We start from the raw sequence: 12,499 nt of genomic DNA on the forward strand, positions 1-12,499 counted from the left end.
GGCGCGATCCAGCATCTGGCCGGCATGAAAGACAGCCGCGTCATCGTCGCCATCAACAAGGACGAAGAAGCGCCGATCTTCCAGGTTGCCGATTACGGCCTCGTCGGTGATCTCTTCACCGTGCTGCCGGAAATGGAAAAGCTGGCCTGATCTTTCCGACGGAGCGACAGAATGAAAAACCCCGCATAAGCGGGGTTTTTGTTGCTTAGTCTGCCAGCACCAGCAGATCGTGTGCCGCGAAATGTACGGTCACCTTGTCACCGCGCTGTGGCGGCGGCTGTGTCGGATCGTTGAACGTGTCGAAGGACAGGCGGTTTTTGCCGAGCGCCACGCGCGTGCGGATGACGGAGCCGAGGAAATGCACATCCTCGATGGTCGCATCCAGCGAAGTGTCGTGGCTCTTGCGCGCTTCGAGGCTGACGGCTTCAGGACGCAGCGCCAGTGTCACCGGTTTGCCCTTTGGATGATGGCCGAGCGTGTCGCGCACGGTGATCATGCGGCCGTCGAGGTCGATGCTGTTCTTTTCCGGTTCACTGACCGAAGCTTCCAGCATATTGAGCGTGCCCACGAAGGACGCCACAAAACGCGAGGCCGGACGGTTGTAAATGTCGAAAGGCGAGCCGATCTGGTCGGCGCGGCCTTCGTGCATAACGACGATGCGATCGGAAATCGACAGCGCTTCTTCCTGATCGTGCGTCACGAAAACCGTCGTGATGCCGAGCTTTTGCTGGATGGTGCGGATTTCTTCGCGCAGGCTGATGCGGATCTTGGCATCAAGCGCCGAGAGCGGTTCATCGAGCAGCAGCACCTGCGGCTTGGTGGCAAGCGCGCGGGCAAGCGCCACACGCTGCTGCTGGCCGCCGGACATCTGATAGGGATAGCGGTCCGCCAGATGGTCGAGGCGGATGAGGCCGAGCATTTCCTTCACCGTGGCGTCGATTTCCGCCTTCGGCTTGCCAGCAACGCGCAGGCCGAACGAAACGTTCTGCGCAACCGTCATGTTGGGAAACAGCGCATAGGCCTGAAACACCATGCCGATATTGCGCTGGTTCGGCTTGAGGTCGACCACGTCGGTGCCGTTGATCTCGATGGAGCCGTTATCCGGATCTTCGAAACCGGCGATCATCCGCAGCACGGTGGTCTTGCCGCAGCCCGATGGCCCGAGGAAGGAGACGAATTCGCCCTTTTCCACGGCGAGGTTGAAATCGTGGACGACGGTATTGGCGCCGAAGCTCTTTTTCAGGTTCTTGATATTGAGAAAAGCCATGAACGTTACCCGGCGGTTGTCTTGAATTTATTGAGGCGCGAAACGAGCTGCAACATGATGATCGCCAGCCACGTAATGCCAAACGAAATGATCGCCAGCGCGGACGGTTCATAAGCGCGGTTGGCGCCGACCAGCTGGAGATAGGGTCCGAAGGCCGGACGGTTCAGCAACGAAGCCAGCGTGAACTCGCCGATGACGATGGCGAAAGTGATGAAGGCGCCGCTCATCACGCCCGAAATCACATTCGGGAAGATGACCTTGAACATGATGGTGGGCCAGCTTGCACCAAGGCTTTGGGCCGCTTCCGTCAGCGTATTCACGTCGATGGTGCGCATGGCGGTATCAACGGCGCGATACATGTAAGGCAGCGACAATGTCATATAGCCGAACATCAAAAGCACGTCGGTTGCACGTGTCGATGCGGTGAACGGCAGCCAGGAAGACGAGTTGTAGATGCGCAGATAACCGAACACGATGACGATGGCCGGAATGACCAGCGGCATCAGCGTGATGAATTCCATCACCGGGCGCAATTGCGGCAGGCGCAGGCGCACCCAATAGGCGGTCGGTACAACCAGCAGGACACCGAAAATGATGGTCAGAATGCCCAGCAGGATCGAATAGCCGAAGGTTGCCTGGAAATTCGGGTCGGTGAAGACGACGCGATAGGCGTCGAAGGAATATTCGCCGCGCCGCATGCGCAACGAGAATTCGAACGTGCCGATGAGCGGCACGAGGAAGTAGACCGCGCCAATGAAAAAGGCGATCCACGCTCCGATTTTCTGAGCTGTCGAGCCTTTCATCGCTGCCACCTTTCGGCGCGGATACGCAGCCAGATATAGATCAGGTTGGATATGCCGGTGATGACGATCATGCCGAGCGCCAGCGCATAGCCGAGATTCTGGTTATGCAGAACGTCGCCGCGGATCTGCGCATAAAGCAGGATCGGCACGATGTTGAGCGAAGAGCCGGTCAGCGCATAGGCGGTAGCAATTGCGCCGAAGGCATTGGCGAAAAGCAATAGCGTCGTGCCGAGCAGGCTAGGCCACAGGATCGGGAAGGCCACCATGCGCCAGTATTGCGCATTGGTTGCACCGAGGATCGAGGAAGCCTCGCGCCATTCCTTCTTCAGACCATCGAGCGCTGGCGTCAGGATGAGCACCATCAGCGGGATCTGGAAGAAAAGATAGGTCAGCGTCAGGCCGAAGAAGCTGAGGAGGTTAAAGCCGGTCGAATAGAGATTGAAGCCGAACCACTCGCGCAGCAGGATCGTCACGAAGCCGGTGCGCCCGAGCGTCGCCAGAAAGGCGAAGGCGAGCGGTACGCCCGCAAAGTTGGACGCCACGCCGGAGAAGGTCAGAACGGTCGGGCGCAGCCATGACGGCAGATTGCCCAACACCACAGCCCAGGCCAGAAAGAAGCCGATAATTGCGCCGCCGATGGCCGATGCAAGGCTGACCTTGATCGAAATCCAGTAGGCGCTCATGATCTGCGGCTGGAACAGGTCGTTGATGTTCTGGAGCGTGAAATTGCCCGCCGGGTCCTGAAACGCGCCGATGATGAGATACATCGTCGGCCAGATCAGGAAGAGAATGGCGAAGAGGAAAAACGGCGCCACGCCAAGCCATGTCAACGGTAGTCGGCGTTTGCGAACGCTACCGACCGGACTGGCTGGGGCTGCTGTATCGGCTACTGAACTCATGCGCTCTTTCTTCGGCTGTTTGTTTCGCACGCGCTGCATGCGAAAACAGGCAAGATACACGACATATCCGTCGAGTAGAGGCCAACAAAACGGGAAAATCGGAATTGGACCAACCGGGAAATGCCCGGCTGGTCCAACGCCTTTTTCACAGGTCCATCGTCAGAAACGAACGAAGTCGCTTACTTGACGTTGGCGCCGACGACGCTGTCCCATTCCTTGGTGATCGTTGCCTGTGCGGCGTCAATCTGTTCCAGGGTCGGGAAGATTGCCTTTTCATAGGCGGTTGCGTCCGGCAGCTTGTCGAGCAGATCCTTCGGGATCTTGCCAGCCTTGCTCATCGCATTGAAGCGGATCGGGTGGCAGTAGCCCTTCAGATAGCCGATCTGGCCTTCATCCGAATAGATGTGTTCCATCCAGAGCTTGGCTGCGTTCGGATGCGGTGCGTAGGCGCTGATGGCCTGCACGTAGACACCGGCAATCACGCCCGACTTCGGGATGATTGTTTCAACTTCCGGGTTGCCCTTCAGCGTGTCGCGGTCGGCAAGCGCGTTGTAATCCCAACGGATGATGATCGGGGTCGAGCCCTGCGCCAGCGACGCGGCCTTGCCGATAACCGGCACGAAGTTGCCCTTTGCATTCAGGTCCTTGAAGAACTCGAGGCCCTTCTTGCCAGCGGCTTCGCCCGGCTCTGCGCCAGCAGCAATACCGGCAGCGTGAACGCCGAGAATGGCCTGTGCCGAAACGCGCGGATCGCCAGCCAGCGAAACGGCATTGGCATAATCGCTCTTCAGAAGGTCAGCCCAATCCTGCGGAGCGTCCTTGATGATGTCCTTGTTCACTTCGAAGGCCAGAACGCCGTAATAGTCGCCGTACCAGAAGCCTTCGGCATCCTTGGCGCTATCCGGAATTTCGTCCCAGGTCGAAACCTTGTAAGGCTGGATCAGGCCGTCTTTCTTGGCCGAGGTGCCGAAAGCAAAGCCGACGTCGATGACGTCCGGAGCCTGCGGGCCCTTATTGTCCTTGTTGGCCTTGATGGCTTCAATTTCATCGCCCGAACCGGCATCCGGGTTCAGCTCGTTGACCTTGAGGCCATACTTGTCCTTGAAGCTCTTGATGATTTCGCCATAGCCGCACCAGTCGTGCGGGAGTGCGATGGTGGTCAGTTCGCCTTCTGCCTTGGCTGCAGCGATCAGTTCGGCTGACGGCTCGGCAGCGGCGATGGAAACTCCGGCAACGGCGATAGCGGTCGAAAGCGACAGCAGACGCGCTGTATAGCTAAGCATTGTTTGACTCCCCTAATATAGGTCGACGAAAGCCCCCGGCCAATTCCGGAGCCCGCCTACCCGTTACCCGCCCGACATGACGGTTGGATGACAGTTTGCTGCTTGTCACAAATTGCCAACAGCAGAAAGTGAAACACGTTTTCAGTAGCTTAGCAATTCATCCCTGTGGGGAAGGGGCATTTTTATGACAAGAAATGTGACAGAAGTTTCGCGGTTGTCACATTTTGAACGGAAGCTGTTCCCGCTACGACAAGGATTTGCCTGCTCGCGGCGTGGTTGTGTTTTCGGGCCCTTTAAACGAAAAAACCCGAAAGGCTTATGAACCTTTCGGGTTTCGTATGAAAGCTTGGGAGGGTGCTTTCAGGGTGTCTTTTCCGGCTCGCGGAGCTGGCTAGTGCCCGCCACCACCACCGGCCACCTGCTTTGGCTTGCGCAACAGGATGGCGCAGACGGCCAGCGAACAGAACATCATCGTCAGGATGAAGAACACGTCGATGAAGGACAGGAGCGTCGCCTGCTGCCGGACCATGCCCGACAATTTGGAAATCGCGATTGTTGCGCCGTCGAGACCGGCGGCATTGTATTTCGCTGTCAGGTCGGCGAGCATCTGCTCGGCTTCCGCATTGCCCCAGCGCACATGTTCGGCAAGCCGGTCATAATGCATGTCGCCGCGGCGCGTCAGGATGGTGTTGATGACGGCAAGGCCGACAGCGCCGCCGAGGTTACGCGTCAGGTTGAAGAGGCCGGAGGCGTTCTTCAAAAGCGCAGGTGGCAGCGTGCCCAGCGCCAGATTGTTGATCGGCACCATGCAGAGCATCAGCGAACAGCCGCGCAGGATCTGCGGGATCAGCAATTCATGGAAATCCCAATCGGCGGTCAGGCCAGTGACGGTCCATGTACCGGCGGCAAAACCGAGGAAGCCGATCATCATCATCAGGCGCGGGTCCATGCGATTGGACAGGAAACCTGCAACCGGCGCGGTCATGAACATGGCAAGACCGCTGACGAACAGCGCTTCGCCGATCTGCAACGCATCATAGCCACGCACGCTGGCGAGATAGAGCGGATAGAGATAGGTCAGCCCGTAAAGTCCCACGCCCATGACGAAGGAAAACAGCGAGCCGAACGCGAAATTGACGTTCTTGAAGGCACGCAAATCCACGATGGGTTCTTCGGATGTGAAGGCGCGATAGAAGAAGAGAATGCCGCCAACGGTCATCACAATGGTCAGGATGAAAATCGCCTGATCCTGCAACCAGTCGTTACGCGGGCCTTCTTCCAGCACATATTCCATGGAGCCGAGGAAGGCTGCCATGCCGATAAGACCCCACCAGTCGAACTTGCTGAGAAGCGAGCTGTCGCCTTCGTCGAAGTCGATCAGGTTCCAGGCGGCGATGGTGACCAGAATGCCGGGGCCGACATTGACCAGAAACAGCCAGTGCCAGGAAAAGGCGTGGCTGAGATAGCCGCCGACCGTCGGGCCGATGGTCGGTGCAAGCGTGGCCACAAGGCCGATCATCGGTGACACGATGGAGCGCTTGGAGGGTGGGAAGATGGTGAAGGCTGCCGCGAACACGCTGGGGATCATGCCGCCGCCGATGAAGCCCTGAATGGCACGATAGACGATCATCTGATCGATATTCGTCGCGGTGGCGCAGAGCATACTGGCCAGTGTGAAGCCCGCCGCCGAAAGCGTAAACAGCACGCGCGTCGACAACAGTCGTCCGAGGAAGCCGGACAGCGGGATCATGATGACTTCCGCGATCAGATAGGACGTCTGCACCCACGAAATTTCGTCGGAGCTGGCGCTCAGGCCCGCCTGAATTTCGGACAGCGATGCCGAGACGATCTGGATGTCGAGAATCGCCATGAACATGCCGAAGACCATGGCCAGAAAGGCGATAGCCTTTTTGGGGTCGATGCGGTCATCTACCGGGGCTATTGGCCCCATTGTCGTGTCTGCGGCCATGATGGCGCACTCTCCAGGACAAAGCATTTCCAGCAAAAGTGCGAAGCGGTTTTGCGTTGGACAATGCAGTGCGAAACAAGACTGCATTTCCAGCAAAAGTGCGAAGCGGTTTTGCGTTGGATAATGCGTAAAAATAACTAGAGCGGTTCCGGCGATTCCGTAAAGCCGGAACCACTCTGGAAGAAAAGACGGCGCGGAACACAAAAGCCGCGCCGCTGCTTATCCTTGCGACAATCGTATCGTCGAATTTTTAGTTCGACTTGTCTTCAGGGGCGGTACGCGTATCGATGTCCACGACAACGCTCAGACCGGCGCGGATTTTACCGGATCCCAGCGCATCCTGCGGAATGGCGATACGGACCGGCACGCGCTGCACCACCTTGGTGAAGTTGCCGGTGGCGTTTTCCGGCGGCAGAAGCGAGAACACCGCACCCGAAGCGGGGGCAACCGAAACGACCTTGCCGTCAAACTTGGTACCGTCGATGGCGTCGACATAGATATGCGCCGTCTCGCCGGTCTTGATGTTGGCGAGCTGCGTTTCCTTGTAGTTGGCGTCGATATAGAGCTGACCGACTGGCACCAGTGCTGCGATCTTCTGACCGGCGGATACGAGGTCGCCCTTCTTGCCGGAGAGATTGCCAACCACGCCGTCAAACGGTGCGCGTAATGTAGTGAAGGCCAAATCACGGGCCGCTTTATCACGAGCAAGTTCTAGCGATTTTGTGCCGCTGTCGGTTTCTTTATACTGCGCATTGAGAACGTCGATATTCGCCTTGGCGGAAGCGATCTGCGCATCGGCGCTGGCGACATTGGCGCGTGCCTGGTCGAGCGACGACTGGGCCGTATCGAGGTCGGCCTGCGCGACAAAACGCGTGGCGTGCAATTTCTGCACGCGCGTCAAGGTGGCCTGAGCATTGGTCAGGACAGCGTTTGCTGCCTGTTTCTGTGCTTCGGCCTGCTGTTGGGTTGCCTTTGCTGCGGTCGTCTGCGCGACGATGCGGGCCAGCGTTTCCTTTTGCGTGGAAAGCTTGGCTTCCGTTTCGTCGAGAGCGATCTGATAATCGCCGGAATCAAGCTGGAAGATCACATCGCCAGCCTTGACATGCTGGTTGGCGACGACCGGAATATTGTCGATATAGCCCGTAACTTTCGGCGCAATGGACGCGATATCGCCCTGTACATAGGCGTCGTCGGTCGAAACCATGAAACGGCCTACGGTCCAATAATCATAGCCATACCAGAGGCCTGCGGCCACAGCGACGATCAAAACACCCGGCAGCACAACGCGCTTGCCGAAGCCCTTTTTCTCGCCACCTTTCGCATTTTCCTTGTGCGGCGTCTCCTGTGGACGCGCATTGGGTACAGCGTGGGGCTGCGTTCTCTCGTTCTGCGGTGCATCATTTGTTGCCGGAGCTTCGTCCGGCGTAAAGGTTTTGGCCGTCGGAAACTGGCGAATATCGGCCTGATCTACAGACTTCTTGGCAGTCATAGGAGAAACTTTCTGCACATCCAGTGGATTGAACCGCTCGGTTCGATGTTGACATAATCCAATAAGATGCGCATATCAAGCGATATCGAACCGCTCGGTTCGAAAAAATATAAGAGTTTTGTGATATGAAGCCCGAACGGCATACCGAAGGAAGCCCAGAAACGCTCACCACGCCTGATCTCGATCGGCAAGATGCGGGCGAAGTTGCGGCCAATTTCGTCAAGACGGGCTCAAAATCCGAAAAGCTTGCAAAATCCGAAAAGTTTAAAGCCAGTTCGCTTGCATGCGCGCCTGAAACCGAATGCGGACGCACGCGGCTTGGCGCGGGTCAGGACCCGGCAAAGCGCAGCCAGATACTGGAAGGCGCGCAAAGCGTATTCCTGCGCATGGGCTTCGATGCCGCCAGCATGAACGATATCACCCGTGAAGCGGGCGTGTCGAAGGGCACGATCTACGTCTATTTCAACAGCAAGGAAGACCTGTTCGTCGCTTTGTGCGAACACTACCGTCATACCATGTTCAGCACGCTGATCGGCAAGCTGGACAATGGTTTTTCCAATCGTGAGGAACTGACGGAGTTCGGCATCGCGCTCGTGACGCTGATTACGTCTTCGACCGCCATTCGCGCGCAGCGCATCGTTCTGGGCGTCAGCGAGCGTAAGCCGGAACTTTCCGCCCGTTTCTATGACCGGGGTCCGAAGCGCAGTCTGGTCGCCATGGCCGAATATCTTGAAAAGATGATCGAGGACGGCGTTCTGGAGCCGTTCGATGTCGATCGGGTCGCCTATCAGCTCTCCGATCTGTTTCTCGCCGGGCTTTATCGCCCGCGTCTGTTCGGTGTGATTGCCGACGAGCCATCAGACGAAGCCATTCGCAAAAACGTGGAAACGGCGGTGGATTTCTTCTTCCGAGCCTATGGCAAGACTAGTTAAGCGGCGTATTTGTTCCAATTGGGAACAAGCTTTTTGAAACTGTGCCTTATTTTCACTCTGTTCTTGTGTGTAACAACTTGCGGCACAATAATTGCGAGTTGCCATGAGGCGTATTTTTTTTGTCACTTATAAACAATTAAGCAGTTTGTCGGGCGCGATTCGAAACATGGTCGCCAGCAGGACATAAGGCGACGGACCGAAAGCTTAAGCGGCTTGATTCTTAAGGATATTTCGCATGACTCTTGACCTGATTCATTTTCCTAATTTCAAGAAGACGTTTTTTGGAGCAGCATTTCAGAGCGATACGCTCACACTTTTGACCCGCATCCGCGATGAAGTTGGCTGCCGGCACATCATGCACGCCTATCGTGGCCGCATGAATGAGTGTGCCAAGCTCAATTCCAACGATCTGACGCTGGTGATGACCGTTCCGACCGCCTGGTCGGCGCGCTATTCGACGAAGAACTACTTCGCCATCGATCCGATCTTTCAGGAGGATGCACCTTATTTCTCCAATGACGGCAGCGGCATCGTGCATGATCTGCAGGAAGACGCCAATATTTGTCCGTCAGTTGCGGAACTGTTGCAGGATGCTGAAAAGCACGGGCTCGGCAATATTTTCATTGCTGTTTCCGCGCGCAATCCGAAGGGCGCTTCCGGCTGCACGCTGTTCTCGTTCGAGATCGACAAGGACGAGGATCGCGAACAGTTCGTGGCCAAGCTGCGTCCGCGTCTGCTCAGTGTGTCTGGTGTGATCCACAATGCGCTGTGCGGCCATAAGGATGCCAGCTCGGTGGCGAGCCTGCTCACACCGCGTGAGGTGGATTGTCTGCGTTGGGCGGCAAATGGCAAAACCGACGGTGAAATTGCTGATATTCTCAGCATCGCCCGCTGGACGGTGGTGACCTATCTGCAAAACGCGAAAATCAAGCTGAATTGCTCCAACCGCACGTCGGCTGTGGCGACAGCTTTGTCACTTGGCATTATTGAAATGCCGGGCACCGAACATCTTATGTAATTCAGCAATTGCCGGCTCGGTGACGGGCCGGTCACGATGCTTCCGGATAGACCGGAAGCGCAGACTGTTTTGATTTATTTTGTTTTATTGATTGCATTTCCGAACGCGGGGCGTTCAGCCCCGCTGGAAATAAACTAGCCGCTTAAACTGCTTGATGGCACCGGATGCGTTTGCTCGCGTCCGGTGTCATATTTTCAGGCCCGTTTCTTGAGAGGCAGTCTTGCCTCGCGGAAAGCGTTTCGCAGGTGCGCCGTGTTCTTTGCGGGATCCTGATCGGCATCTTCAAAGGTGATGTGGTTCAGCTCCACGCCAGCCGTTTTATCCGTCAGGATCAGCCGGAAATAGGCATAGACGCCCTGATTGCGGAATTCCATGTCCAGCACCACCGATGGCGGTGATTGCCAGTCGCAGCGATAGTCGCCGCCATGGCCCAGTTCCAGCGTGCCGGGGAAGAAGTAAAGCTCCGTCGCAGAGCTGACGACATCGGCAATATTGGCAAACAGTTCGCAGCGGATGAAGGCGATGTAGTCAGCCGGATCGACAAGACGCAGCTCTGTCACCACTTCATGCAGGTTCTCGGCGATGATCGCTTCACGTTCGTTGGAAAATTGCAGACTCTTCATCGTGTCACCATCGATCGTTGAGAACAGGCCAATAATATTTGGGAATAGGGCAAAGTCATAGCTATACCATTAGTGTAATGCATGCCGCGTATTGATGATGCGGATGAGTTCGGCAACGGCTTTATAGAATTCCGGTGCAATCATCTGATCGACATTCACCTGTTTATAAAGTGCGCGTGCGAGAGGCACGTCCTCGAAGACTGGTATCGAGTGCTGGGCGGCCACTTCTCTTATCTTGAGCGCGATCAGATCCTGCCCCTTTGCAACGACGACCGGTGCGGCGTCTTCATTCGGCTTGTAGCGTAGTGCTACGGAGAAATGCGTCGGATTTGCGACAATCAGCGTGGCGGTCGGCACGGCGCTGATCATACGGCGGCGGGCGCGATCACGTCCGAGTGAGCGCAGGCGCGATTTGACCAGCGGGTCGCCTTCCGACTGCTTCAGCTCGTCCTTGACTTCCTGCCGCGTCATGCGCAGTTCCTGACGCCAGTGGATGCGCGACCAGGCAAGGTCGAAGGCTGCGATCGCTGTAATTGCCAGCACATTGGCGACCAGAAGGCGCACCATGTTTTCGCGCAGGAATTCCGGCAGGGCGCTCGGTTCGGTCGCAACCGCGTCCGTGAACAGGCTGTTGCCCTGAAAGAAGACGATGAAAACGATGAGGCTGGCGGCGAGAAACTTCGCCACCGATTTCAGAAATTCCACCTGACCGCTGCGGCCGAAAATGCGCTGCCACCCCTTGAGTGGCGAAATGCGCGAAGCCTGCGGGCGAATACGCTCGCCGACGATGCGCGGCGCGTTCTGGAAGGCGGAGGACGCGATGCCTGCCAGCGGAATGATGATGAAGACCGGCACAAGTGCTGCGCCGACCGCCAGCGCCAGCACGCTGAACAGGCGGCTTGCATCTTCGGCGCTGTTGAGAACCCAGTCCTCGGGACGGTCGATCAGTTCGCGCAGAAACACGGCGAGTTTTGTCGTGGCGGGTGCGGCGACAAAGACGGCGATGATCAGAAACGAGGCGACGCCAGCGAGGATCGGCGTTTCGCGGGAAAAGGGCATATTGCCCTTTTCCAAGGCGTCGCGGATCTTCTGCTCGGTCGCTTCTTCTGTTTTGCTTTCCTTATCGGTATCGTCCGCCATGCGTCACACCGGTCCTCAGGCAGAAGCTTCGTTCGCGTCGAGGGTGATGATGCCGCGCTCGGAAAGATCAATGGCAATGCGCGAGATCGTACGGCGTGCGTCGGCGATATTCTGGGCGGTGATATTGCCCTGCTCGGCGCCAAGTTCCGTTTCCACCATGCGGCGACCGCGGGTGGAGAGCGAGGACAGGACGAGTTCCTGAAGCTTGGCATCTGCGCCACGCAGCGCAGTTGCGATCTGTTCGGTCTGCACTTCATCGAAGAGCAGCAGACGAGCGCGCTGTGACAGGCGCTCGATGTCTTCGAAGGTGAAGAGCTTGGCCTTGATGCGATTGAGATCGTCGCGGTTGAGGTCCTCAAGGCTTGCCATCAGTTCTTCCATCTCGCTCTTGTCGAGTTGGTTGAAGATATTGGCAATCTGGCCGTGATGGGCTTTGACCGGGCCGGAATCACTGCGACCCAGAAGATCGCGGCGCAGCACATCTTCCAGCAGTTCGGCTGCGGCGGGCGCGACATTGCCGATATGCAGCGAGCGCTGCACGACGGCATTGCGCAGCTGCGGCGGCAAGGCCACGAACAGGCGCGCGGCAAGGTCCGACGGCAGTTTGGAGACGATATAGGCGATGATCTGCGGATGCTGGTCGGCCAGATAGGCTTGCAGGCTGTCGACCGGCAGGCGACCGAGCTGCACCCAGACCGATTCCTGTACCAGCTGTGGCTGCACGCGCTCTTCGAACACGGCGTCCACTTCTTCCTGCGGCAGCGTATCGCGCAGCAGGCCCTCAAAGCGTTGCCCGGCTTCCGAAACCGGCGCGCCCTCGGCGAACGAGTCCTCGAATTCCTTCACGAGCTGTTCGAAATCGAGCGGCGAGATCGGGTCCAGCGTGCGGGCATGACCGGCAAGCTTGCGCAGATCCTCGGCGCTGAAATGCTTGAGAAGGCGCGACGCAGCCGGGCGGCCGATAGCCACCAGAATAGCTGCCGCCTTTTGCGCGCCGCTCAGCGTATCGATGATGCCGCTGGCGCTTTCTTCAGCGAGGTTTTGCTGCTCTTTGTCGGTCATGGAGATGTCCGGGC

11 protein-coding genes and 1 pseudogene are annotated in these 12,499 nt (G+C 57.5%); 3 read left to right on the forward strand and 9 right to left on the reverse strand.

What is annotated here, in order from left to right:
- A pseudogene (locus FHW00_RS22200) lies at window positions 1–150 on the forward strand (electron transfer flavoprotein subunit alpha/FixB family protein); the annotation flags it as partial.
- A gap of 55 nt (window positions 151–205) precedes the next feature.
- On the opposite strand, the gene FHW00_RS22205 reads toward FHW00_RS22200, so the two are convergent.
- From FHW00_RS22205 to FHW00_RS22230, 6 genes are all read right to left on the reverse strand, one after another.
- The gene (locus FHW00_RS22205) at window positions 206–1,267 is read right to left on the reverse strand and encodes an ABC transporter ATP-binding protein (protein ID WP_078340843.1); all 1,062 of its coding nucleotides are present in this window, start codon (window positions 1,265–1,267) and stop codon (window positions 206–208) included.
- A 5-nt stretch (window positions 1,268–1,272) separates the two neighbouring features.
- Window positions 1,273–2,070 (reverse strand): ABC transporter permease, encoded by a 798-nt coding sequence (locus FHW00_RS22210; RefSeq protein ID WP_078340844.1) that lies wholly within the window; start codon window positions 2,068–2,070, stop codon window positions 1,273–1,275.
- Window positions 2,067–2,969 (reverse strand): ABC transporter permease, encoded by a 903-nt coding sequence (locus tag FHW00_RS22215; RefSeq protein WP_078340894.1) that lies wholly within the window; start codon window positions 2,967–2,969, stop codon window positions 2,067–2,069. The genes FHW00_RS22210 and FHW00_RS22215 overlap by 4 nt, the downstream gene beginning before the upstream one ends.
- A 179-nt stretch (window positions 2,970–3,148) precedes the next feature.
- Entirely contained in the window at window positions 3,149–4,252 is a 1,104-nt protein-coding gene (locus FHW00_RS22220; RefSeq protein WP_078340845.1) for an ABC transporter substrate-binding protein, read from the reverse strand.
- Between the two features lie 391 nt (window positions 4,253–4,643).
- The gene (locus FHW00_RS22225) at window positions 4,644–6,221 is read right to left on the reverse strand and encodes a DHA2 family efflux MFS transporter permease subunit (RefSeq protein ID WP_078340846.1); all 1,578 of its coding nucleotides are present in this window, start codon (window positions 6,219–6,221) and stop codon (window positions 4,644–4,646) included.
- Between the two features lie 250 nt (window positions 6,222–6,471).
- On the reverse strand, window positions 6,472–7,710 hold the full coding sequence (locus tag FHW00_RS22230; protein WP_078340847.1) for an HlyD family secretion protein: 1,239 nt from the start codon (window positions 7,708–7,710) through the stop codon (window positions 6,472–6,474).
- A gap of 125 nt (window positions 7,711–7,835) precedes the next feature.
- Here FHW00_RS22230 and FHW00_RS22235 point away from each other — a divergent pair, with 125 nt between their 5' ends.
- The gene (locus tag FHW00_RS22235; RefSeq protein WP_078340848.1) at window positions 7,836–8,642 is read left to right on the forward strand and encodes a TetR/AcrR family transcriptional regulator; all 807 of its coding nucleotides are present in this window, start codon (window positions 7,836–7,838) and stop codon (window positions 8,640–8,642) included.
- Window positions 8,643–8,877: 235 nt separating this feature from the next.
- A complete protein-coding gene (locus tag FHW00_RS22240; RefSeq protein ID WP_078340849.1) occupies window positions 8,878–9,660 on the forward strand; it encodes a helix-turn-helix transcriptional regulator in 783 nt (260 codons plus the stop codon).
- A 194-nt stretch (window positions 9,661–9,854) separates the two neighbouring features.
- Here the strand turns inward: FHW00_RS22240 and FHW00_RS22245 are convergent, their stop codons facing one another.
- From FHW00_RS22245 to FHW00_RS22255, 3 genes are all read right to left on the reverse strand, one after another.
- Window positions 9,855–10,283 carry a hypothetical protein gene (locus FHW00_RS22245; protein ID WP_078340850.1) on the reverse strand — a complete coding sequence of 143 codons (429 nt, stop codon included), beginning with the start codon at window positions 10,281–10,283 and terminating at the stop codon, window positions 9,855–9,857.
- 69 nt (window positions 10,284–10,352) lie between these two features.
- Window positions 10,353–11,423, reverse strand: a complete 1,071-nt coding sequence (gene flhB / locus FHW00_RS22250; RefSeq protein ID WP_078340851.1) for a flagellar biosynthesis protein FlhB — start codon at window positions 11,421–11,423, stop codon at window positions 10,353–10,355.
- 15 nt (window positions 11,424–11,438) lie between these two features.
- A complete protein-coding gene (locus tag FHW00_RS22255; protein ID WP_078340852.1) occupies window positions 11,439–12,485 on the reverse strand; it encodes a flagellar motor switch protein FliG in 1,047 nt (348 codons plus the stop codon).
- Between the last annotated feature and the right edge of the window lie 14 nt (window positions 12,486–12,499).

The organism is Ochrobactrum sp. P6BSIII (assembly GCF_014138065.1).
Lineage (GTDB): Bacteria > Pseudomonadota > Alphaproteobacteria > Rhizobiales > Rhizobiaceae > Brucella.